This window comes from Winogradskyella litoriviva (assembly GCF_013249065.1).
Lineage (GTDB): Bacteria > Bacteroidota > Bacteroidia > Flavobacteriales > Flavobacteriaceae > Winogradskyella > Winogradskyella litoriviva.
The window spans coordinates 231,769-256,057 of the sequence record NZ_JABRWQ010000005.1 but is presented as its reverse complement, the minus strand read 5'-3'; the positions used below and the strand labels follow the sequence as shown (position 1 = coordinate 256,057).

The following is a 24,289-nucleotide window of genomic DNA, read 5'->3' as shown; positions in this document are numbered from 1 at the left end:
CAACACATTAACCCGAGCACTAATTTATAACTATTGAATTAACTCTCTATACGGGAATCCGTAAAACACTACTTAATGTTGATAACAGCGACCATTAGCGTTTTTTGTTTTCCTTTTACAACGTTTACCTGCTTGCGTTTTACCAATGCATTGCGTTGCCGTAGTCTTTTTTGAAGTTTCCTTTTTCTTTGTCGTGGCAGATAATGAATTTGGCTCGTTAGATTTATTACTTGTTTTTGCTTTAGTTGGTTTACATACTTTACAAGCTACATAGCCTAAAGCTTTTGCCTTATCTAGCGTAATTGGTTTTTTAGAATATTTAAGATATGCACAAGAAGCCTTGTGATACTTCTCACCTGTTTTGGTTGTATAGACGGTTTGTGATAGACTAACAGAAGTAGTTGCTATAATGAGTAAGAACAATAAAAGCCTAAACTGTTTCATGGCTTAATTTTCTTCTTTTTATGGCTTCGCCATGCCCAAGGCGCAATAGCGTTTGAATCTTGCCAGAGTCCTGTTTTATCTTTCTTAGCTTTATCTTCTAATTTTTGTAATGTAGAATCGTTAGAATACTTTACATAATGCCATGCATAACCTGCTTTTAATAATTCTCTACTTAAGTTTTTATCATCATCATAGATGACATTAGCTATAAATCTACCGTAACGATCTTTCTTTAAAACTTTCACCTCAACATTTTTACCAAAAATAGCATCAGATGCAAATTGCTTTGCTCTTTTGGAAAAGGGTTGTTTTCGCTCTGGACAATCTATATTAGCTAAACGCACTCTAATTAATGTAGAATCTGCTTTTAATAGTTTGAACGTGTCACCATCTGTGATTGCTGTAACTTTGCCTTTTATTGTTTCTTTCTTTAATGTAACTTGAGTAACTTCTGCACTAAAAACGATAAAAAGTAGTACTAGTAAAATGGGTTTGGTCATACTTTTATTTAAGAATTTTAAATCTAACTTTTTACTTATTCTTGAAAAATATAGTCTTTAATAACTTTATCCATATTAGCAGGTAGGTTAGCTAATTTTATCTCAAATTGTTTCACATTCATTTGCGTCAGCCAATCTTTCCAGTATTTAAAAATAACATCTTGCTCGTAATCATTTTTTTTATCTGGATTTATCCCTAATACCAATACTTCTATATTTTTCAAATCATCTTGCATAGGTATAAAACCAAAATTCTCAGTTTCCATTCTCTCCTTCCAATTCGCCTTGTTCAACTTAAATTCACGAATATCTTGAGGTCTTAAATATGATGTTAAATTTTTCTCTTTAATTTTTACATCCTTATGATACAAATAACCATCTGTTAAAACCACTAATATGTTTCTAAAATCTTCTTCTACACAAAAATCTTGCACATTGTTTTTAAAAAAACCCCAAACATCTGAGCCAACATAATTATTATCTTCTATCGCTGATTGATAAATCTGCTTAACAATACTATCATATACACCAGAAGTTTGCATAATGTATTCTTTTTTTGCATTGTCTTTTGTAAAAGACATATTTAAAGATTGAATTTTACTATTCAGCGCTCCATCCGCAGGCTCTGGCTCTATAAATAATTGAATATGATCCTTAATTTTAATACTTCTTTTGTTTCGTAAATGCCATTCAAAACTTTCCACAACAGAGTGAATATAACCTAAATCTCTTTCATAAAATTCCATGGCAGGATTAGGGTATTTAACAGGATCAATTCTATCAGATAAATCTAAAAGTATACTAATATTTAAATTAGGTCTGTTTGGTGAAAGTTTAGTTGTTGGTTCATTGTTTTCAATAGACAACTCGACATTGGACTCTTCCTTATCATTTTTACACGATAATACAGTTACTAAAATTATAAATACTATTGTTTTAATTTTCATCTTTACTTAATTTACTACTTTATACAATCTACCTTCATAATCCTCATTATCAATATCATGTTCTTTTAAATGCTTCAACTCTTCTTCTTGACAGCTAGATAACAATTCTTCTCTACGTTTTAAGCTATCAAAATTATCTGCTATAGCCAAAAACCAACCTTTCACATATTCTGCATGGTATGTTAAATAATGTTTGTTTGAAAAAACGAATCCATCTATTGTACGTTGCAAATCGACAATTTTTCCTTCTAGACCAACTATTTCTTCTTTAATTGGGTTTATTTTTTGAATTAATTTAGAAATGTTTAATTCACTATTTTTTATATCGTCACGCTTTCCACTAATAAAAGTTTTTATTTTGTCAAAATTTTCGTATTCCTTCATAATAAAATCAAATACTAATCCCCAAATAATATATACTACAAATCCAGCAAATATTATTCCCCAAAATTCTACAGATGAAAATGCTATATATAAATCAAATGCTGGAGAATCTGGTGTTTTTTGAATTTCGTAGATTTTATTTTCAATTTGATAAGCCAATATAGCATCGAAAATAAAGGTAATCGCAAATAACAATGTTACTTTCACATAGGAAAGCCAACTCTTATGTTTTAGAAACATATGAACTAAATAGCCCAAGCCCATAAATGCAAATGGAATGGTAGCAACAAAAACACCTTCTAGCCAGCCATCTCGAATAGCTTTTGTAAGGGCATTTCCATCAAATATTGCAGCAGATAATTCATCGGTATCAAAATTTTTAAAAAAAGCAGAAAAGGAAGCTGACATATAAAATACCAGAAGATAAAATGTAATTGGAATAAGTACAGCTAAGCCAAGGTAAAATTGCGCTTTAGGTTTTTTATCAACGTCCAAACCAAATTTTTCTGGTACTCGTCTTACCTCTACCATATCGTTTCTAAGTGATATTATTTTTTGTTCAACATTAATAATTGATTCTTCTAATAACCCTAGTGCAGTTTTACGCTTTTTTAATTCCGTTTCAACTCGTCCTTTCTCATTAATGTAAGGAGCCTTAAGTTCCTTTTGTAAATTTTCATTCTCTCTGCATTTTCCTTTATAATCCATGTAGACATTTTCTAAACATGCTTTAAATATGCGAGAATCTCCTTCCGCTTGTTTGGAAGAACCATAACCACTTTCAAAAAAAGTTAACTTAATACTCTTAACATCTTCTTCGATATTAACTTTACTATTTTCTTTTTTTGACTCTTTATTTTTTAAAGTAAAAATTTTTCTTAACGGACTCATTTCTATTCTTTTAAAAGTTCTATAAGTTTATGCTTAGGTAACTGCTCTTTTGCATGAGACAATAAAAATTCTGATAATTCTTCGATGTTTTCTTCAAGAAAACCAAATTTTATACAGTACTTTCTTAAAGTAATTCTTTCATCTTCGGTAACAATATTATCTGCCCAGATCATCAGCGCTAGGTCATATAAATATTCTATCTTCTCTTCTAAACCTTCAGGAACACTAGTATTATGAGATGGATTTAACAGGATACTATCTAACTGATCTTTTGTAACACCTCGTTCTTCGGCAAATCTGTATAACATTTGCATTTCTAAAACATCAAAATTGTCATCTGAGAAAGCCATTTGATAAAGTCTTAAAAAATGACTTTTTAATTCGGTTGATATCATATTAATTATTTTTAGATGCTGCAATCATAGCCATATTCCTTGAGTGGGTTTCTTCTTTCTCACCTTTTTCAATTTCGGCAATTTGACTACTTATTAACATATTGTGATTACTAACTTTTGTCGGAATATGAAATAAATCAAAAAGACACCATATGCCTAAACCTCCAATTGTAAACCAATATAAAAATTGTAATCCCCATTTTCCGAGATAAGCATAATGACACCCCAAAAAGAACCAACATAAGTATGCAGTTCCTGATGATTTCATTTGTGATAATAAATAATGTTTATTCATAATTTCTTTCCTTTTTTAGTTTAGTTCCTCAAACTTAAATCCTTTAAAAAACAAAACCTTACGGATTTCCGTAAGGCTCTGAATAGAATCTAATTAATAGCTAATTTATAATTTGATAAGAGACAATCATTTTGTATTAATTTACAACAAGCCTCTAACTTAAACCTGTATTAATTTTAAGGTTGTATAGATATTCAATATCCATTAATTCAATACAATAACGGTTTCAATAACTTTATTTACTGTATTAATATCTACTTTATTTATAGTACCTTCATCCAAATACTTTTTAATAGAAGCATTGTCCTTAGATGTCTCTAAATCTACCTTTACGTATTTAGTATCTACTCTTTTTAGTGAACCTGTAATTGCATCTACACCCCAACCAATGATAGAGAAACCATTAAGAATAGCAACTAAATTGAACTTACTATCCATTATAACCACACGTTCTTTGTAACCATCTATTTTAAAATCTATGCGATCATCTGCCGCAACTTTGATTTGAGTTGGCGTCGTCCCTTTTTCAAAACCATTAACAAAGACTTTGGCGCCTGATGGATTAGATTCAAATAATACAAGTCTTTTAGACCCAGTGAAGATTGAAGCACAACTAGTGCATAACATAAGTGAAGCTATGAAGCCTACAAAAATTAATTTTTTCATTTTAATTTGATTTAATTGTTAATTGATTATCAAATTTAAAATCATCTGTAGTTCTTACCTTACGGTATTCCGTAAGAACCAAAAAAAGAGGTGCCCAAATAAAAAACACCTCTTATTAATTTAATTTCTGCGCAAAAATAATAGCCCTAACATTCCCTAAGACGCAGAAATTATTCAAAAATAAATACTACTTTGTGATGTCTATTACTGTTTTCCGTAATGCCTCTAAACTTTTTATATAAGTCCTAAATCTTTTGTAATTGCCACCAAGTGTATGGCATTATTAGCTTTAAATTGAATACGGAGTTTGTTAAGATGTTTTTCTACCGTACTTAAGCTATTTGGTGATATTGAATTGTTTTTAAGATAGGTACTAATTTCATCTTGAGATAGACCATTAGATAGTTGCTGTAACAATTCTATATCATAATCATCAATTTCTAAATTTGATTTTGGGCTAAGGGCTTGTTCTATTTGAGGTGACAAAAATATTTTTCCATCATTAACAATATAAATAGCCGAGGCGAGATCAATAAGTCCTCTCCTCCCTTTGCAAACGTAGGCATCTGCTTTATAGGTTTGTATTAAGGTTCTTACTTTTTGCAAACGATCTTCAACAGAATACACAATTATTTTAAGATTTGGATATTCTTGTTTTAACTGTTTTACTAAAGCTTCTCCTGAAGTATACGTCTGAGATCTATGATCAGGCACAAATGATAAATCTGTAATTAATAATTGATATGGGTCTTCTTTTAAAACCGCATTCTTAATCTTTAAATAAGCATCATCACAATACTGTACTTGCTGTACATTTGTAATATTAAGCGTCTCTAAAACTTTGAGTACACCTTGATTAACACTTCCTAAATCATCAGAGATTAAAACTTTTGAAAACATACTTTAAATTTTAATTTGTGCTTTAAAGCCTTTATTTATTTGTGATTCAAAAGTAAGGGTTCCATTTATAGATTTTATACGGTTTTCCGCATTGAGCAATCCGCCACTTTTAATACTATTACAACCGACGCCATTATCAGAATAATCAATGGTAACTTTTTTATTCAATTGATTAAAATTTAATACTACAATAGTCGCCTTACTATGTTTGCGCATATTGGTCATTAATTCTTGGAGTACTCTATAAATTGTAGTCTTTTTTATGTCTGGAATGCCATCCCAATTAATTTTAGAATTGTTTCTAGTGATAATGCTAACTTCATTGCTTTTGTAACTTAACAATAAATCATTTATTAACTCATTAAAATTTTTGTCGACCTCTATTGCACTATTCTCTTTAGAAATATCTCTTGTTCTTTTATATATGCCTTCTAAATCATCTAAAACCGATTCATTATCATTGGCATTACTTTGAAGTTTAGTCATAACGTGATAGACGTCGTTCGCAACCTCATCATGTACTTTTTTTGAAATTCGTTTTTCTGTAATATAAACTTGCTGTAGTTTTTCTTTTTTATGCTTTGCTCTTAAAATGAAGTATATTAATAAGGCAGCGAACACAAGAAATATCAATAATAAGATAAAAACTAACCTCGTATTTTTAAGTCTTGCATTTTCTAATTGTGCCACTAATGCTTTTCTGTTAGCTTCAGAAGCGTCATATTTCATCAATGCAAACTTATTTTTAGTTTGCTGCTTGGCATTACTAAGGCTATCATTTAAAATCTTATATTTTTTGGCATAATTATCATCGCTTAATCGTATTAATAAGCTAAGTGCATTCTCTTTGTATGATGGTGAATTAATAATCTCAGCTAGCTCAAAAGCTTTTAATGCATATTTTTTAGATTCTACTTTATTATTGATTTTATAATAGTAATCTGATAAATGTGCATAACTGGAATACATTGTGGAGTTATCGCCAACAGACTCTCTAATATCTAATGCTTTAAGCAATAAATCTAACCCTTTTGTGCTATCCAGTTCGTTCTCAGCAGCTCCTAAATTGTTTAAAATATTTGATTTAGTTAAGGCATCTTCTATCCTAGGTAATAAATTATATGCATTTTCTAATTCTTGTTTTACTTTTTGGAAGTCATTAATTTCAGCATATATTAATGACATGTTATTATATATTTTGGCACTATCTAATGGGTTTTCAGCTTTTTCTAAAGCTTTAGAATAAAATTCTACTGCTTTTGACTCATTTCTTTGTTCTATATAAATTAATCCCATTAGGATATATAGACTATTTCTTGTTTGAGTTTTGAATGCTGAATTAGGTAATTTATCTAATAAGCTAATTGCTTTAACAATTGATTTCTCACTCTTATTATAGTCACCTAGTTTATATTCTACACTGGCTATATAGTATAAATTATGGACAGATTTCTTTGGCTTTTGGTTTTCTATACTTTCTGAGTAAGCCTTATTAAAAAAATCATATGAATCAATAAGGTCATTGTAATTTTGGGGATGTAGTGCTTTGTTTGAATAATAAGCTAAACTATCAAGCCTTTGTTGAGCAAAGAGATTCTGTTTATTAATAAAAATTAATACAAAAAAGAGGAATGAAGTTTTCAATGATTTCATTCCTCTAAAGTAATAACAATTATTAAATTATCCACCTTCATCTTTTGGAGGAGGTGGAGGTACTTCACTTCCGTCTCCACAACACGCTTGTGGTACATTATTATCCGTAATACTCTCTGGATTGCATGACACAAATGCAGCATTGAGGAAAACCGTAAACAAAATTATAGATATTTTCTTCATTTTATCTGATTTAAAAATTTGACAATAGTGTTGCTGTCCGAGAATTTCTCGGAAGCTTAGTTGCTTAGCAACACCCATTAAGTTTTGAAGAGAGTTCTCTTCATTGGGAAGTATGGAACCGTGAAGTAAATGTGATTTACCTTCCCAATAAAGTTGATATTACACCACGGTTCCAATAAAAAATTAAACTTCGCAAGCCTTATTGCGAGTAAGACGACATTTAATTCTTAAACAAATGAATGAAGAATACCTTGGAAACAATGGAAATAATACGGAAAGGTTTTGGACAAGAATTTCCATTATTTTTCCAATACAAATTAGTAACTTTAAAACACGATTAACCCTAATAAAATGCATAAAAAACTACTTAACGATGCTTTCGAAAAAGCCGCAATAGAAATTAACACTTTTCATGTCTCACCAAGATCTCAACACCTTTCTGATTTTATTATAAATGATACCAAAGAACCATATGGGGAAAGAATTTTGAGAGAAAAATTTAAAGCGTTACAAAGCGGCACTTCTACAAATATTCGCTTAAAAAAACATGCTGAAGAAGCTTTAAGTCATTATCTAGACTATAAAGATTACAATGAATTTGTAGCTAAGAATAAAGATTATAAAATAAAAGAAGATAAGAGTTTAAAGCTCTTTTTAAGAAAAAACAGAATTACAATAATGGTTTCTATATTACTTATTATTGGACTATTAGTTTATAATTCTGCAACAACACAACGTTGGATGATTTGGAATGAAAATCACTATATTGAAGTCAACTTCGATACAGAAAAATACGATTTACACCAACTAAAAGTATATAAAGAAGAAAGAATAAATAACTTTAAAAAAATTAATCCAACATGCAGTTATTCATTCTTTAACGAAGATGGAAGTGTTAGAATTTGGTACGGAAAGAATAATAATAAAAAAATAGAATATTTTACGGCATTAGGTTTACATCCTGAAACAGGTAAAACTCTGAAACAAATAACAAAATATATTATAGATAAATATATTTGCCACTAAAAGATTTAATCAACATTTTGATTTTAAAAGAAGGTTTTTTAAAATTCCTTTGACTAAAAAAGGGTTAACATTATTTGTTAATTCAAAAATTTCCTTAGGATATACTATATTTACACCTACAAGTTTCCTTTATGGTTAGTTGTGAAGTTAAGCATCTAATTTAATAAATAAATTAGAGATAGCCCCAAGCGCAGCGAATAGGTGCAGCACTATTATGAAAGAATGTTCGTATCTCACAATGTTACCAACTGGTATTTAATCTGCCATTATTTTTTTGCAATCGTTTTTTTTAATTCACTTTTTAAATCTTCAAAAAACAACTCCGTTTTTCGCATTGTTAGATTGACCAATAATGTAATCAGATTTTACGCTACTATGATTGTTTTTTTGATAGTCACTTTATATTTCTTATAATCAACTTCATATTCAAAAAGATGAATATAAAATGATGACTCGCGAATTGGTTTAAATAACTGGGAAATTCTAGGATTTTATGAATACTAAAATGGCATTAAACCCAAGCCTTGTGATTGCTCAGCACATCTAAAAATATCAGTTATTTCGCCTTTGGCAAACTGCATATAAATAGCATATTTTTTATTCGACTTGTTACCTGTTAAAACAAAAACAGGCTCACTGCATAAACAACCTGTACAAATATTAGTAGATAATTCTAAACGTGTATCTCCAGCGTTTTTAAATATTGAAAAGATGTTTTTCTGTTGGTAAATAAATTCCTTTTTTTCTAAATTTTCATAACGTAATCCATCATCCAATAAAGTATTAAGTTTATTGGTGTTCATATTTTGAAATGCCTCTAGCACTTCTATAATATATGATTTTACTTCTGGCTTGGTTGTGATTTTTTCGACTAATTTTTTTACTGGCATGTGTATATATTTAATCTAAATAAAATTTTTATTTTCATCTCTTAATCTATTTTATATTCAGAACATTGATAGCATCTTTCTAAGAACTTAAAATGTTTGAAAAATAAATTGTTATACCAACGAATGCTTTATTCACCGTATAACACGTCTACATTAGCATAGATTATACTAATTAAACTGCAATTTTGCGAGCTAAAAATTTTTTAGTTAAAAGGGAATTTAAAAGGGAACTCAAATATAAATACTAATTTTTAAATCTAAAATCCTTACGTCGAATATATTAGCATTATAACTTTAATTCTTTATAAATAACGAAAAGCTTCAAAAAAACTTAATCAATTAACGATCTCACTTTTCTGTGTTCCTATTCTAAAACAACGTTCTACCCCTAAATAAAGCGGATTTCCATGTTTTTCTGACCAAAAACCATCTAGTACATTTTTGGTTAGACATTTGTAGACTACAACACCTTTATAAATATTACTATTATCGCCTTTATAATTAAAATTAATCACCAAAATATCATCTTTAAAAAAGCCCGTTCCAAATTGTTTGTGTGCGCTGTTTATAAGCCACTTTGCTTTTACTCTATTATTAATATCTAATGTTAATTCTAAAGTTCCTTTATAGGATATTCCAGATTCATCTTGGTTACTACCTTCGATGTTATAACAACCTTCAAGTTCTTTTATATCCATTACTTTCTTTGTGTTATTCAAAAATAAAAATAACTAACGTTTCCGTCTTCGATTTGTTGGACAATTGCGACAACGAGACATATAAGTCACAGAAAACTCGTAAACACCATTAGTTCTGCCAATTTTTGAAATATTAGCATCATAAGACAATCCAAACCTAAAATTGGTGTATTCTAAACCTAAAAAGCCATTTATGGATGTTAACAAATGGCTATTATCATCATTTCTTGCCGGATTTGTTACTGCTGTTATTCCCATTAAAAACTGATTCACTTGAAACAAAGACCCAATATCTAACCTATTGTATTCGCCTTGTTGCATATAATTGGCCGTCATCATTATTCTGTAATCATTTAGAAATGGAAAGCGGTAATTACCATGTATTGAATAAAAAATATCTAAAGCTACATTTTGATCTCTTAAAAATGAAATATTAGGACGGTTTAAGTGCTTGGCAGAAATACCAAACCAGTAGGTATTATTATTTAATCCTGCTTTCTCAAATACAAATCCTGAAGAGACATCAAAAAATGCTACATTCTCGGTATTACCACTAAATGGATCTACCGAAACCGGATTTATAGTTCCGTTATTAATATTAATTTGATCGGCAAGCGTTAAACTATTAAAACGTAAATCTTTTAATCCAAAACCGACCTCAATAGCTGGTCTAAAAAACCAACCACCATTTAAATTTACACGATGCATATAATTAACGTTGGCTTGGTAGAAATTATAATTTGTTGCCGATTCATTTTGCCAAAGTGCATTAAAACCAAGTGCATGTCCGGAACTATAACGACTTTCATACGACTTATTGATAAAGAAATATTGTGTACTCACTTTAAGATTTAAATTTGGCCATTGCGTTCTGCTTAACACACCTGCACTTATTCTATCATTATCTTCAAAGCCAGAAAACCCAGGATTTAATGTTTCTTGGATATAATTAGATTGTGAGAATATAGGATCTTGGGCGTTTCCAAAACTGCCACATAAAACCGCTAATAAAATTGTAATTTTTGTTTTAATTGTCATTCGGTTTTATTTGATAAATACAAAAGCGCCTTGTTTTTTAACTTCATTCCCGTAAAAAGTCTTAGCAGAAAAAGTGTAATAATAATTGCCATTTTCTGCCGCTTCTTCTTTTACTTTTCCGTCCCAACCTCTAATAGAATCACCCGTTTCATTATAAATTAAACTTCCCCAAGTATCATATACACTAAGGTCTAAATTACTTAACCCTATAAATACAGGTGCAAAAAAATCATTAATACCATCTTCATTTGGAGTAAAGGCATCTGGCATAACCAATTTATAGCCTTCTTCAATAATTAAGGTCAAAACGTTCTCAAACACACAACCAAAAGCATAGGTTACTGTTTGTGTTACCACATAACTACCTGGTGTATAGTAGGTATGCACTGGATTTTCTTCGGAAGAAAAACTACCATCACCAAAGTCCCACAAAACAGTTTCATAATTTCCTGTTGCCGTATTTGTAAAATCTATAGGATCCTGAATCGCATAAACGCCATAGTTTAAATAACCAAAAGAAGATGTTGTGAATCCAGGTTGTCCCAAAATGGCAATTTCTACATTAAAAGTATAATTTGCAGAACAGCCTAAACTATCTATAACCTCTAAAACTACTAAACCATTAGTGGTTGTAGACATAAATTCATTATTAGGTCCACTCACTGTTCCATCGGACCAATTAAATTGAAACGGAGGAACGCCTCCACTGGCTATAGCTAAAAAGGTTTGGTCAACACTTGCTGTTTCGCAATCTACATCAACTTGGTCGATAACCTCCACTATTAATGGCTCAAATCTATTAACATCCCAACTGCCTTCAATACTACAACCATTAGCATCGGTTACAGTGGCAACATATGTGTTTGGTGGCACATTATTTAAATCTTCCGTAGTTTCATTATTAGACCATAAAACATCAAAAGGAGGTGTTCCGCCTTCTATTAGCAAATTAATACCTCCACTATTGGTGTCATTACAATCTAAAGCATGAGTGACGTTAGCACTAAGACTTAATGGTTCAATATTAAAAACGGTAAAACTCTCTTGTATCTCGCAAGGTGTACCATCAATGATAGTAACCGTATAAATACCAGGCGCTAAATTATTTCGTTCTGTACCAGCTACAGGATCATCATCCCAAACCAGTGATACAGGATCAATACCTCCAACAAAATTTAATACAATACTAGCATCATTCTCACCAGCACATGTCATTTGCGTTACCACAGGATTTATATCGAATACAGGAGGTTGATCGATAATTACAGGAAATTCTTTCTCACAATTTTCGGCATCAGTAATGGTAATTGTATATGTGCCTCCTGATAAATTATATTGGCTCATTCCTAATCCTAAATTACTCCAAGCCACCTCATATGGTGAAATTCCTCCAGAAATTGAATTAATTACTATGGACGCGTCATTATCACCATAACACAGCATTTGTGAAACGGTTAGGTCTATTTGTATTTCTGTATTCTGAAGAATTTCAACCTCTAAGGTATCTGTACAACCCGAATTATCAGTCACCGTTAAATTATAAATACCTGCTGCTAAATTATCAATATCTTCATTAGCGCTTGTAAAACCATTTGGGCCTGTCCAAGCAAATGTATAATCTACTCTGCCACCAATAACGTCAACAGAAATATTGCCAGTAGCATCACCAAAACATAGTACATCTGTCTTAGTATTTAATATAACCTCTAATTCGTCTGGCTCTTCAATTATAAAATTTAAGATAATAGGACTACAATTGTTAGCATCTGTAACCGTAATAACATAATCACCAGGCCCAAGATTAATTAAATCTTCTTCGGACGAAAAAGGCGCTGTATTTAATGTCCAAGCATAAGCATAAGGTAAAACACCACCTGAAACATCAATAGATATTTCACCATCATTAGCATTATAACAAGATATTGTTTCTGGATCAAAATTCACACCACTAAAAACCAATTGGTCTGGTTCTGTAATTTGAAAAGTTTCTGTAAACGGACATCCACCATCATCTTCAATGTTTAATGAATAAGTTCCTATGGCTAAATTATAAATATCTTCGTTTGAGCTTACAAAACCACCTGGACCTGTCCATGAAATAGAATATGGATTTCCCGTTGCAAAAGGAATACCACCAGCAATATCTATTTCAATGGAAGCCGTATTAGCTTGGTAACATAAGTTTTGAATCACAGTTGAAGAAATTGAAATTGAAGGATTCACGGTTACTACAACATCAAAAGTTTCGCCTATACAATTACCAGAAACTGGTGTAACTGTATAAGTCACTGTAGATGGATTTGTGGTTGTATTTTCTAAAGTTTGAGAAATAGTTGAAATCCCAGTTGACTGTTCTGTAGCGCCAATAATACTGCCAGCTGGACTAACTGTAGGCATTGTCCACGTATATAAGGTATTTAAAGGAATTATATCACCTGTATTTGTTGTGTTTGGAGTAAACTCAAAAGAATTTCCACTACAAATTAATGCAGTAGAATCATTAATAAAAGGTGTTTCATTAACAATAATTTCAGCCGTTTCTGAAACAATTTCTGAACATCCACCAGAACTAAAATTAATAATCACATAGTAGTACGTTGAGCCAATACTGCTGACATCAGGACTATACGTTGATGATGTTGCTCCTGCAATTGCAGTGCCAGTTAAAGGATTATCCTCTCCGTTTTGGTACCATTGATAAGTTGCAATACCTGCGCCATTTGTATATGACACTGTTAAATCTGCAGTAGTTTCACCTAAACACAATTCATCTAAAACCGGCTGTAGCGTAAATTGAGCACCTTCGCTTACCTCTACTGTAGCACTAGCACTAGTTACTTCACAACCAGAAACATCTTGTGTAACTATACAGTAATAATAGAATGTACCAACTGTATTTGTAAGTGGTGTAAACACATTTGCAGTCGCACCAGATATTGGCGAACCAGATGTTGTATTATTTATTGAATTCACATACCATTGATAAGAACTAGTACCTAATCCATCAGATACCATTACCTCTAAATCTTGAGCTATAGTATTCTGACAAAGATTTTGTGTTGACAAAGGTTGCGATGTTATTTCTGGGTCATCAACAACAACAATTTCTGAAACTGTACTCGTTAGATTAGCACAACCGTTTTCGCTGTAATTTGCTTCCACATAAAAATAAAATGTGCCTGTTGTATTAAAAACAGGAGGTGTATATGTTGCACTTGTCTCGCCAGGAATTGGTGTTCCTCCTGTATTACTATTTGTTGTATTAGAAAACCATTGAAATGTTGGTGCTTGCGAACCACCTGAAACAACAATTTGGAGTGTTTCTGAAATACCACCTACACAAATAGATTGAGTGTTCTGTGGTTGTGTATCTATTTGAGTAAGGTTTGTAACTTCAATTTCAGCTATGTCTGAAACCACCTCACTACAACCACCAGTAGAAAACGAAATGATAACATAGTAATATAAAGTCCCAACAGTTGTCGATGAAGGTGTATATGTATCTGAGGTTGCTCCAGCTATAGCTGTTCCTGTTGCTGTGTTATTAGATGTATTTTGATACCATTGATAAACTGGAGTTCCGGAACCCTCAAAAGCAACTGATAAATCATTCACTATTCCGTTTTGACAGACAGCGTCTGACTGCGGTTGCAGCGTAATTAATGGTGCAGGAATTACCGTAATTTGAAATACTACGGCTTCACCTGTACAACCATTAATTTCTGGAGTAACAGTATATTCTAAAACGACAGGTGCTGTTGTAGAATTAACAATGAATTGTTGTGGAATTGTATTTGAATTTCCATTGGAAATAAAACCTGTTAATCCAGCAGGATTATTAGACACCCAATTATAAGTTGTTGATGTATTATCTGAAGTTAGCGTAATTTCCGTAGTTGAGGCTCCAGAACAAATACTTTGAGAAACATCAGTGTTTGTTATTGTTGGTGAATCATTTACTGAAAAATCTTCCGTTACTGTTGTTGTTCCACAAGAATTAATAACACTTAATTCAATTGTATAATCACCTGTAGCATTATAATCAATGACTCCTGGATTTAATTGATTTGATGTTGAAGGTGAACCACCAGGAAATGACCAACTATACGTAATATTATCAGAAGAATCGGTGCACGTCTCGACTGTTGCAACAGGACTAATAGATGCTGTACCACAAGCATCCATAACAGTGCTAATTGTTACCTCTGGCGGCTGTTTTACCTCTATTAATTGAGATGTTTCAAAGTCACCACAAGAGTTAGTTGCCGTCATTACAAGTTCATAAGTGCCTGCTGTATCAAATTGAAATGAAGGACTTGCAGAATTTTCATCAGTTCCATTAATAAAACTCCATTCGGAATTTGTGCCACAAAACTCTGCCGTATAATTTACTTCCCATAAATACGTAGGCGTCTCACAACTGTTGGATTCATCTGTTGTATTTGAGGTGGATATTTGCAATACTTCACAGCCTTCCACCAAATTAGTTGCAAATACAGGAACTAAATCGTCTTCAACACAAATAGTTCTTACCACATCGTCCATACCACAACGATTTCCTGTTCTTAGTCTAACTTGAAATGATCCAACTTGAGTAAAATTAAGACATATATTATCAGAACCTGCTAGCCATACACTTGGATCATTACTACCAAAATCATTTCCTAATGAACCAGAAGAAACTGTAAACCCAGTTGCAGGTGTAACCTCCCAAATAATATTAGGACTAGTATCACAAGAATTTCCTAAGCCATTATTTTCATCACCTATGGATGTATTTTGAAAACAAATTGGCGTATTAACACAAGTGTTATCTTCACTACTAAAACTTGCTTCCGGCGCTATTGACACATAAATTGGAACAACACCTACGGACGATGTACTGCAAGGGTTGGAAGCCACTATAATTGCAGAAAATGAGTTTTCGTATGTATTAGTACCATCTGAACTCGTAGTATTACAAGACGACATACTAAACGTATGCGATACGCTTGCAGGAGGTGGATGATTAAAAACCTCTGGAGGAGATCCGTCATTAAACGTAACCGTATAAATAGTGCCAGGAGGATTATTCTCGGTACCAGTTATGGGAAAAGTTAATGGATTAACATTACAAATATCTGTATTCCCTGGATTACCAAGAGAAACGGCAGGATTAGAGCCAACAAAAACAGTATATTCGGCAACCGTATCGCAACCATTACTTCCTGTAATTGTATAAGTTAAGCTATAAATACCTACATTAAAACTATGTGTAATACTTGACCAAGTCGTTGCATTAAAATCGGGCGAACCGTCTCCCCAATTAATAGTATAACTTGTATTAAGGGCTGATGTAGTTGAAAGATTTGTAAATGTAAACTGAGAACCAGAATTAATACATTGTCTAAAAACTGGTAAGCCATTAAATGTTGTACCAGATCCTGTACCACCTAAGGTAGCATCTGGAGATTGAATAACAATAATTTGAACGCTTTCATTGATAGGCGTTATATCTTCGCTATCATCCTCAACACTTAACAATGTATAATTTAGTGTACCTACTGTACTAATATCTGCATTAATCGTTACTGAATTATCTGTCCCTTCTGTTGTAATAGTCTGTATTGGCCCTGTATTTATTCTATAACTAAAAGTATATGGCTGTACGCCAGATGAACCTGTAAATATAATTTGCGGAACTGGTTCTTCATTTTGGCAAACTGTAACACCACCTCCAGAAATAGTGGCATTTGGCGGCACCAATGAATTATTAGTAAGATTTGAATGATAAGGATTAGCGCTTTTATCTAGCTCCTTTGCAAAATTAATTGCGCTTATTAGACCAAAAACAAGACTTGTGATCAATAATAAGCTATATTTTATTTTCCCCATAAATATATGATAGCTAATTACTTAATAAGAATTGAATATAGTTAAAAAGTTAAAAATCAATATTAATTAAGTATAAACTTCGACGAGTGTAATGAATCATCTACCAAATACATTCTAAAAAGTCTATTAACCACATTTCGCAATAAAATTTTATTCAAAGTAAAATATTATCTGTTTTAATTGATTTCAAATTTAAAGAACATCATGTTAAAATTATCGTGTAAATATTTACAATAACTTACATTTCATCCAATTTATTTGCATTTCACAGATAATAATAGTACGTTTGTCGAGAAATTAGTCCCAAACTAAATTTAACCAACTTATGATCACTGTGATCAATATATTGAAGCGTAGCTCTATTGGCATGCTTTTATTTTATAGTTTTTTCGTTTCTGCACAAACGACAGAGACTCGTGCTACTATAAATATTGATTCTCAACTTCACTATTTACAATCAGAATTGAGCTCTTTCTCTATAAACTCTGATACTAACAACGTTTCAGCATCTGGATTTTTTGATAGCGATGGTGATGGCATTTTAGACCATATTGATAGCGATGATGATAATGATGGTATTGAAGATTCTATTGAAGAGCAATTGTGTAAAAATTCTAATATTTCTGTTTCCACTAATTATAAATATTTAAACGAAACCTTTGGACAAGGCAATCGTACCGAAATTAACACAACTTATAACGCTATTACAACGTATTGCTATGAAGATGGATTAGGAAATTGTGATGGAAATATTAACCTTGGAGATGGCAAATATACCGTATATGATAAAGCGGCAAATGGCGATGGCACTAACAATACACCTCATGAAGAAGTAGCTGCTTGGGCTGATGACTATTGGTATACTGGTGAAGACCACACACCAAATGACACTAATGGCAGAATGGCTATGTTTAATGCCTCAATAGAACCTGGTATTTTTTATTCTGCAAATATTAAAGGTGCACTACCAAATATACCAATAACCTATAGTTTTTGGGCCCTTAATTTAGACACAAACACTGCGCCTGGCATTGAAAATCGCCTGAGGCCAAAAATTAAAGTTGAATTTAGAGATATAAATAATAACTTACTGGCAGCAATAAGCACTGGAGACATACCACCTTCAATTAATGGAAATCCCATTGCTAGCTGGCACAATTTCACGGCCAACCTTACTTTTTCTGTTACTGAATTTAATGTCTTCTTTTACAACAATCAATTGGGAGGGACAGGAAACGATTTAGCTATAGATGATATAGAAATTATCCAAACCTTATGCGACACAGATAATGATGGTGTCGCAAATATTTTTGACTTGGATAGTGATAATGATGGCATTCCGGATGCGGTTGAAGCTGGTTTTGGTGCCTATACTAATGGTAAAGGTTTTATAAGCAACCTAATAGACTCTAATAATAACGGTATGCAAGATGCAACCGAAACACAAATACCTTTAGATTCTGATAACGATGGTATTCCAAACTACATAGATTTAGATAGTGATAATGATGGCATCTTTGATGTTGATGAATCTGGAGCACAAAACTCTAATGACTCAAATTTTCAAAATGGAGATGGAGATAGTGATGGTGATGGTGTTGGCGACGGACTAGATTCCGATACTACTAGAGAAAAAGACACTAATTTTGATGGCATAATAGAATACTTTGCTGACGGAATTTTAGATGTGTATGATTTTTATAATGGCGAAAATATATTGTCTGGATATGGGAATAGTAATCAAGGACTAAACCATACTAATTTAGTAATAGATTTGGACAATGACAATATTCCTGATTATATAGATATTTACAATAATCTTACAGGAGTTTTTAACATTGATACCACTTTATACAAGCACTTAGACTTGGATAATAACGGAATTATTGATGGTGATTATGATTCTGATGGCGACGGTATTTTAGATAATTTTGATACAGATAATACTACATTTGGCTCACCTAGAAAATTAGAAGGAAAACTTCAACTTTACTTTGATGGTAGAAATGACTATATACAAGATGAATCTATAATTAATCAATGGTCAGATATCACTTTAATGGGCTGGATTAAACTTGATTCATCTGGCATTGGTAATAGATTTATTTTTGGCCAAAATGTATTTTACTTAAAAGTTCTTTCTGGCAACAACCTTTATGTAAACGCTAATAATTACAGCTTAACTTCAGAAAATTCTTTACCTACAAATCAATGGGTTCATGTCTCAGCCACCTACAGTAGTACTGAAAACAGTCTAAAACTTTTTATTAATGGAAAAGAAGTAAATAGCACAACTGTAAACGGAGTACTGCAAAATGACGACACACCATTTTATTTTGGACGAAGACATGATGGCACCGACAAATGGTTTTATAAAGGTGAAATGGATGAAGTAAGACTTTTTGACAAAGCACTTTCTAATAAAGAAATTCAAAAAATGGTATACCAAGAAATTGAGAACAACGGCAATATTCGAGGTACAGAAATCCCATTAGATATTGACGACCTTTCTTGGTCTAATCTCATAAAATATTATCGTTTAGACCATTTCAATGGTAGTATAACCGATAATTTAACAACACCTATTATAGATACTGATTCTGGAGCAGAATTATTCAACTTTAAACAATTTAAGCAACAATCTGCACCAATGCCATTTATTACACAACAAAGTGGGCATCTAGTTACAGCTCTTAACAAAACCTCAGAAGGTATTAATGGCGAAGATGCTGTATTGTACGATTGGTCTATAGTTAAGGTTATTCATAATAATGTAACTTTTAATAATAAACAACAACATTTAGGTTTATTTATTAATGAAACAGATACTGATAATAATCCCATAAAATATGTTGTAACAGAAGATTCAGAATTAAATATTTCATGGTATTTAAAATTAGATGGTTTTATTGATTTAGAAGGCGAATCTCAACTTGTGCAAGGCGAAGGAAGTATAATTGATTCTGAAAGTATTGGTAAAATTGAACGCGACCAACAAGGGACTGCAGACACTTATACTTATAATTATTGGTCATCACCTGTTAAACGTCAAAATTCAGAATCACTTAATTTTAGAATTATAGATGTTATGCAAGATGGCACAGATATTAATAATCCTTCAACTATAAATTTCCTATCCTCAGGCTATGATGGTGCAGCTACAAGCCCTATTAGCATTGCGGATTATTGGATTTGGAAATACGCCAACCATACAAACAATTCTAACTCATCTTGGCAACACATAAGACGTACAGGTAAAATTTATCCTGGAGAAGGTTTCACCATGAAAGGTCCAGGAACGGGTTCTATCTCAACACCTCAAAATTACGTTTTTTCAGGTTTACCAAATAACGGAGACATTAACCTTACTTTAGCCGTAGACAATGATTATCTAGTTGGTAACCCATATCCTTCTGCAATAGATGCTAATAAATTTATTAAAGATAATGGCCCAATAGTTCAAAATGACGATCCATTAGCAACAAATGCTACACCATTAATTAATGGTACACTATATTTCTGGGAACATTGGGGAGGAGGCTCACATATTTTTCAAGAATACCAAGGTGGTTATGCGACGTATAACTATTCAGGAGGTGTTAAAGCGGCTTACAAACAAAGTAATCATCCAGATTTAACTTTAGATGAATCGCCTACTAAAAAACCAGGACGCTATATTCCAATAGGTCAAGGCTTTTTTGTACTCGGTGAAAATTCAGGAACTATACAATTTAAAAATAGCCAACGTGTATTTAAAAAGGAAAGTGATGCTTCCGTATTTATGAGAAGTACATTTTCTAATACTTCAACAAGTACTAACGAAACAGATGGTGAAATTGAAGAAGAAGACCTTAGAATGAAAATAAGAATAGGTTTTAATTCTGTAAACACTATAAAACGTCAGTTATTATTAACCATTGATGATAATGCAACAATTGGTGCTGATTGGGCTTATGATGGTCTACTCAACGAAGACCAAATAGATGATATGTATTGGATAATTAATAATCAAGCTTACATTATACAAGGAAGTAATGAAGCAGCAATTTCTACTACATATCCTTTAGGTATTAAAACCAGTACCGATGGCATAAACACTATAAGTATTGACGCTTTAGAACATGTAGCTGACAGTTTTAATGTGTATTTACATGATATTGATTTAGATATTTACCATGACTTAAGAACTAGTGCTTACGAAATCTTTATAAATGCTGGCGAATATTTAAACCGCTTTGAAATCACCTTTGGTACCACAACAGATGCCTTAGGTGTTGATGACCAAATTGCCACTCATCTAGATGTATTATATTCTAATACTTTAGAAAAAATCGTCATTGTAAACCCTAATAACACATCTATAAAGTCAATAACTTTGTACAATATGTTAGGACAATCGGTTTATAGTACTGATAAAATTACACAACATGCATACTCAGAATATGAAATAAAGAATTTAAGTTTAGGTACCTATATTATTAAGCTCCAAACAGAAACAGGAGTCGTGGTAACCAAAAAAATATTAATAAATAGTTAATTGTTTTTAGTTAGTAATAAGAAAGTCTCAATCTTAATACGATTGAGGCTTTTTTTATTTTAATAACTTTAATAAGGCTTCAAAACTTACTTCATGTTGCTCACCAGTAGTCATATTTTTAAATGTAAACACCTCAGAATTTAATTCTTGATCACCAACTAAAACTACATAAGGAATATTACGACGATTAGCATAGTTCATTTGCTTTTTCTTTTGCTTGCCCGATATTGCAGCATCTGGAAACAACTCTGCTTTTATACCTTCTGCTCTTAACTTGGTTACAGCACCTAAACTGTACATCGCTTCTTTATCACCAAAATTGATAAATAATACTTTAGTGGCATCTGTAATGGTATCTGGAAATAAGTTTAATTCTTCCAACACTAAATAAATACGGTCTAAACCAAAGCTTATACCAACACCACTCATATCCTTAAGCCCAAAAATTCCCGTAAGGTCATCGTAACGACCTCCACCACCAATGGATCCCATTTTTACACCTTCTGGTGCGGACACTTCAAAAATAGCACCTGTATAATAATTTAGTCCTCTCGCTAAAGTAACATCCAATTGAAGTTGAGCTGTTTTTAGTTTTAAGTTTGAAATTGCCGTGTTTATAAACTCTAATTCTTCAATCCCTTTTAATCCAATTTCCGAAGTACTTAAAATTGACTTTAAACTTTCTATTTGATTGCCAAAATCACCTTTTAATGTAAATAACGGCTGAAGCTTAGTAATACCATCTTCAGAAATACCTTTACCTCGCATTTCTTCTTTTACTTTCTCCTCTCCTATTTTATCTAACTTATCTAAAGCCACTGTAAAATCGATGAGTTTATCTTGTGCACCAATCACTTCTGCAATACCAGATAAGATTTTTCGGTTATTTATTTTTATGGTAACACCTTCTAATTTTAAAGCTGAAAAAACCGCATCATATAGCTGCACAAATTCTACTTCTTGAAACAAAGATTTAGAACCTACCACATCTGCATCACATTGATAGAATTCTCTAAAACGTCCTTTTTGTGGACGGTCTGCACGCCAAACTGGTTGAATTTGATATCTTTTGAAAGGAAATTCTATTTCGTTTTGATGTTGTACTACGTAACGTGCAAAAGGGACTGTAAGATCGTAACGTAGTGCTTTTTCTGAAATCTTAGGCGTTATTGTACTCTCAGACTTAGCATTATAATCTTCGTCAGAAATCTTCTTCAAATATTCACCACTATTTAAAATCTTAAAAATCAAGCGATCACCTTCATCTCCATATTTTCCCATTAAGGTTTCTGAGTTTTCAAAACTTGGGGTTTCAATAGGTTGAAATCCAAAAATTTGAAACTGTTCTTTTATAGTTTCCATTATATAAGAACGTTTTGCAACTTCTGCTGCATTAAAATCTCTTGTACCTTTTGGGATGCTTGGTTTTTGTGCCATAATCTGTCCTGCAAAAACAGGAATCTCTTTTAGTGAAACTTATTTTAAACTCTAGATTCGTCACAAAAATATTATATTTTTCAGAGGTCTGACTAAGATAATTGGATTTTATAGTAACTTTATACGGATTAAGTAGTCTTATACTTAAAACAACCCAACTAACGCGACAAAAAACTATGTTTTCATTAGCTAGAGAGAATATTAGAATTGCCTTCGACTCTATTAAAGGGCAGTTATTACGTACTATTTTAACGGTTTTAATTATCGCAATTGGTATTATGGCTTTAGTTGGAATTTTAAGTGGAGTATCTGCATTAGAAAATACAATTACAAGTAATTTTACTTCAATGGGTTCTAATACGTTTAATTTTCAGCGTTACGAATTCACTAACCAACGCCAAAGTAGTAGAGAACGACAAAAAATAAATCCGGTTATCAATTATAGAAACGTAAAGGATTTTGAAGATAATTACAACTTTCCATTCACTAAAGTTGGTGTTTCTTTTTTTGGTACAAATACCGCAGAGGTTAAATATGATAACGAAAAAACAGATCCTGAAGTGGCTGTTTTAGGTGCTAACGAATTTTACATTGAAAATTCGGGATTAGAAATAGAAAATGGTCGTTCACTCAATGTTTTTGATGTAGAAAATAGTAATGCGGTTTGTGTTATTGGAAGTGATTTACAAAAAGCCTTATTTCCTGAAACAAACCCAATTAATAAAACCATAAGCATTAGAGGATCTAAGTTTAAAGTTATAGGCGTTTTAAAAGAAAAAGGTTCTACGTTTGGCAATAATCAAGATTTAAGAGTGATAATGCCTATTCAAAAAGCACGTTCTATATTTACCAATGCTAATATTAATTATAGCTTAAGTGTAAAAGTTGAAAAGACTGATATGCTAGATGCTGCACAAGAAGATGCTATTTTAACTTTCAGAAATATTAGAGGTCTTAACCCAGTTGAAGAAAATGATTTTGGCATTGAACGTAGCGATGATTTATTAAACCGAGTTGCAGAAAATACTGCTGCACTTTATTTTGCTGCCTGGATTATTAGCATCATTACCATTTTTGGATCTACCATAGCATTAATGAATATAATGCTCGTTTCTGTTAGTGAACGTACTAGAGAAATTGGTGTTAGAAAAGCACTTGGAGCAAAAAGTAAAACAATTGCATTTCAATTTTTTATGGAAACCATAATCATTGGTCAACTTGGTGGTATTTTAGGAATTATACTCGGTGTTTTAATAGGCTTGGCTGTAGCTCATGCTTTTGATTTAGAATTCTCCACACCTTGGGTTGCCATGATTTGGGCTACTAGTATTGCTTTTATAGTCGCTATTGTTTCTGGTTTATATCCTGCAACTAAAGCGGCAAGACTAGACCCTATTGAGAGTTTGCGTTATGAGTAAAATTCCTGCGAAGGCAGGAATCTTAAAATACTCCAATTTACTAGACTTTAATAATTCAAAATCGTTGGAGAAAAGAACCAATATAGATAGAGCGTTCTAAAAAACAAATAAAT

At 31.9% G+C, this 24,289-nt stretch carries 18 protein-coding genes; 3 read left to right on the top strand and 15 right to left on the bottom strand.

The window, feature by feature from the left end:
* Nucleotides 1-72: 72 nt before the first annotated feature.
* The 10 genes from HNV10_RS12610 to HNV10_RS12565 form a co-directional block, all read right to left on the bottom strand.
* Nucleotides 73-444 carry a hypothetical protein gene (locus tag HNV10_RS12610; protein ID WP_173301742.1) on the bottom strand — a complete coding sequence of 124 codons (372 nt, stop codon included), beginning with the start codon at nucleotides 442-444 and terminating at the stop codon, nucleotides 73-75.
* A complete protein-coding gene (locus HNV10_RS12605) occupies nucleotides 441-944 on the bottom strand; it encodes a thermonuclease family protein (protein ID WP_173301741.1) in 504 nt (167 codons plus the stop codon). The genes HNV10_RS12610 and HNV10_RS12605 overlap by 4 nt, the downstream gene beginning before the upstream one ends.
* 35 nt (nucleotides 945-979) lie before the next feature.
* The gene (locus tag HNV10_RS12600) at nucleotides 980-1,891 is read right to left on the bottom strand and encodes a hypothetical protein (RefSeq protein WP_173301740.1); all 912 of its coding nucleotides are present in this window, start codon (nucleotides 1,889-1,891) and stop codon (nucleotides 980-982) included.
* Nucleotides 1,892-1,897: 6 nt separating this feature from the next.
* Nucleotides 1,898-3,166, bottom strand: coding sequence for an ABC transporter permease (locus HNV10_RS12595; RefSeq protein ID WP_173301739.1), 1,269 nt, complete (start codon nucleotides 3,164-3,166; stop codon nucleotides 1,898-1,900).
* Nucleotides 3,167-3,168: 2 nt separating this feature from the next.
* Nucleotides 3,169-3,516: a hypothetical protein gene (locus HNV10_RS12590; RefSeq protein WP_241695507.1), complete on the bottom strand. Its 348-nt coding sequence runs from the start codon at nucleotides 3,514-3,516 to the stop codon at nucleotides 3,169-3,171.
* 46 nt (nucleotides 3,517-3,562) lie between these two features.
* Nucleotides 3,563-3,856, bottom strand: coding sequence for a TM2 domain-containing protein (locus HNV10_RS12585; RefSeq protein ID WP_173301737.1), 294 nt, complete (start codon nucleotides 3,854-3,856; stop codon nucleotides 3,563-3,565).
* A gap of 204 nt (nucleotides 3,857-4,060) precedes the next feature.
* Nucleotides 4,061-4,522, bottom strand: coding sequence for a PEGA domain-containing protein (locus HNV10_RS12580; RefSeq protein WP_173301736.1), 462 nt, complete (start codon nucleotides 4,520-4,522; stop codon nucleotides 4,061-4,063).
* A gap of 234 nt (nucleotides 4,523-4,756) precedes the next feature.
* Nucleotides 4,757-5,422 (bottom strand): DNA-binding response regulator, encoded by a 666-nt coding sequence (locus HNV10_RS12575; RefSeq protein WP_173301735.1) that lies wholly within the window; start codon nucleotides 5,420-5,422, stop codon nucleotides 4,757-4,759.
* A gap of 3 nt (nucleotides 5,423-5,425) precedes the next feature.
* Nucleotides 5,426-7,075, bottom strand: a complete 1,650-nt coding sequence (locus HNV10_RS12570) for a tetratricopeptide repeat-containing sensor histidine kinase (RefSeq protein WP_173301734.1) — start codon at nucleotides 7,073-7,075, stop codon at nucleotides 5,426-5,428.
* A gap of 27 nt (nucleotides 7,076-7,102) precedes the next feature.
* Nucleotides 7,103-7,258 carry a hypothetical protein gene (locus tag HNV10_RS12565; RefSeq protein ID WP_173301535.1) on the bottom strand — a complete coding sequence of 52 codons (156 nt, stop codon included), beginning with the start codon at nucleotides 7,256-7,258 and terminating at the stop codon, nucleotides 7,103-7,105.
* Between the two features lie 351 nt (nucleotides 7,259-7,609).
* Between HNV10_RS12565 and HNV10_RS12560 the strand changes: the two genes are divergently transcribed.
* Nucleotides 7,610-8,284, top strand: coding sequence for a hypothetical protein (locus HNV10_RS12560; RefSeq protein ID WP_173301733.1), 675 nt, complete (start codon nucleotides 7,610-7,612; stop codon nucleotides 8,282-8,284).
* Nucleotides 8,285-8,784: 500 nt separating this feature from the next.
* Here the strand turns inward: HNV10_RS12560 and HNV10_RS12555 are convergent, their stop codons facing one another.
* The 4 genes from HNV10_RS12555 to HNV10_RS12540 form a co-directional block, all read right to left on the bottom strand.
* Complete coding sequence (locus HNV10_RS12555) at nucleotides 8,785-9,174, bottom strand: hypothetical protein (RefSeq protein WP_173301732.1); 390 nt, start codon at nucleotides 9,172-9,174, stop codon at nucleotides 8,785-8,787.
* 335 nt (nucleotides 9,175-9,509) lie between these two features.
* Nucleotides 9,510-9,872 carry a hypothetical protein gene (locus HNV10_RS12550; RefSeq protein ID WP_173301731.1) on the bottom strand — a complete coding sequence of 121 codons (363 nt, stop codon included), beginning with the start codon at nucleotides 9,870-9,872 and terminating at the stop codon, nucleotides 9,510-9,512.
* A gap of 33 nt (nucleotides 9,873-9,905) precedes the next feature.
* A complete protein-coding gene (locus HNV10_RS12545; protein ID WP_173301730.1) occupies nucleotides 9,906-10,910 on the bottom strand; it encodes a PorP/SprF family type IX secretion system membrane protein in 1,005 nt (334 codons plus the stop codon).
* A gap of 6 nt (nucleotides 10,911-10,916) precedes the next feature.
* Entirely contained in the window at nucleotides 10,917-16,784 is a 5,868-nt protein-coding gene (locus HNV10_RS12540) for a PKD domain-containing protein (protein ID WP_173301729.1), read from the bottom strand.
* Between the two features lie 325 nt (nucleotides 16,785-17,109).
* On the opposite strand from HNV10_RS12540, the gene HNV10_RS12535 reads away from it, so the two are divergent.
* Complete coding sequence (locus HNV10_RS12535; RefSeq protein WP_173301728.1) at nucleotides 17,110-21,321, top strand: LamG-like jellyroll fold domain-containing protein; 4,212 nt, start codon at nucleotides 17,110-17,112, stop codon at nucleotides 21,319-21,321.
* A gap of 54 nt (nucleotides 21,322-21,375) precedes the next feature.
* Here the strand turns inward: HNV10_RS12535 and hisS are convergent, their stop codons facing one another.
* On the bottom strand, nucleotides 21,376-22,758 hold the full coding sequence (gene hisS, locus HNV10_RS12530; RefSeq protein ID WP_173301727.1) for a histidine--tRNA ligase: 1,383 nt from the start codon (nucleotides 22,756-22,758) through the stop codon (nucleotides 21,376-21,378).
* Nucleotides 22,759-22,934: 176 nt separating this feature from the next.
* Here hisS and HNV10_RS12525 point away from each other — a divergent pair, with 176 nt between their 5' ends.
* Complete coding sequence (locus HNV10_RS12525; RefSeq protein WP_173301726.1) at nucleotides 22,935-24,176, top strand: ABC transporter permease; 1,242 nt, start codon at nucleotides 22,935-22,937, stop codon at nucleotides 24,174-24,176.
* Nucleotides 24,177-24,289 lie beyond the last annotated feature (113 nt).

Bases quoted from the DNA above. Each gene is read 5' to 3' on its own strand.
- HNV10_RS12570 (WP_173301734.1), bottom strand. From the start codon at position 7,075: ATGAAATCATTGAAAACTTCATTCCTCTTTTTTGTATTAATTTTTATT.
- hisS (WP_173301727.1), bottom strand. From the start codon at position 22,758: ATGGCACAAAAACCAAGCATCCCAAAAGGTACAAGAGATTTTAATGCA.
- HNV10_RS12605 (WP_173301741.1), bottom strand. From the start codon at position 944: ATGACCAAACCCATTTTACTAGTACTACTTTTTATCGTTTTTAGTGCA.
- HNV10_RS12565 (WP_173301535.1), bottom strand. From the start codon at position 7,258: ATGAAGAAAATATCTATAATTTTGTTTACGGTTTTCCTCAATGCTGCA.
- HNV10_RS12595 (WP_173301739.1), bottom strand. From the start codon at position 3,166: ATGAGTCCGTTAAGAAAAATTTTTACTTTAAAAAATAAAGAGTCAAAA.
- HNV10_RS12580 (WP_173301736.1), bottom strand. From the start codon at position 4,522: ATGAAAAAATTAATTTTTGTAGGCTTCATAGCTTCACTTATGTTATGC.
- HNV10_RS12555 (WP_173301732.1), bottom strand. From the start codon at position 9,174: ATGCCAGTAAAAAAATTAGTCGAAAAAATCACAACCAAGCCAGAAGTA.
- HNV10_RS12575 (WP_173301735.1), bottom strand. From the start codon at position 5,422: ATGTTTTCAAAAGTTTTAATCTCTGATGATTTAGGAAGTGTTAATCAA.
- HNV10_RS12585 (WP_173301737.1), bottom strand. From the start codon at position 3,856: ATGAATAAACATTATTTATTATCACAAATGAAATCATCAGGAACTGCA.
- HNV10_RS12550 (WP_173301731.1), bottom strand. From the start codon at position 9,872: ATGGATATAAAAGAACTTGAAGGTTGTTATAACATCGAAGGTAGTAAC.
- HNV10_RS12540 (WP_173301729.1), bottom strand. From the start codon at position 16,784: ATGGGGAAAATAAAATATAGCTTATTATTGATCACAAGTCTTGTTTTT.
- HNV10_RS12535 (WP_173301728.1), top strand. From the start codon at position 17,110: ATGATCACTGTGATCAATATATTGAAGCGTAGCTCTATTGGCATGCTT.
- HNV10_RS12545 (WP_173301730.1), bottom strand. From the start codon at position 10,910: ATGACAATTAAAACAAAAATTACAATTTTATTAGCGGTTTTATGTGGC.
- HNV10_RS12600 (WP_173301740.1), bottom strand. From the start codon at position 1,891: ATGAAAATTAAAACAATAGTATTTATAATTTTAGTAACTGTATTATCG.
- HNV10_RS12610 (WP_173301742.1), bottom strand. From the start codon at position 444: ATGAAACAGTTTAGGCTTTTATTGTTCTTACTCATTATAGCAACTACT.
- HNV10_RS12590 (WP_241695507.1), bottom strand. From the start codon at position 3,516: ATGGCTTTCTCAGATGACAATTTTGATGTTTTAGAAATGCAAATGTTA.
- HNV10_RS12525 (WP_173301726.1), top strand. From the start codon at position 22,935: ATGTTTTCATTAGCTAGAGAGAATATTAGAATTGCCTTCGACTCTATT.
- HNV10_RS12560 (WP_173301733.1), top strand. From the start codon at position 7,610: ATGCATAAAAAACTACTTAACGATGCTTTCGAAAAAGCCGCAATAGAA.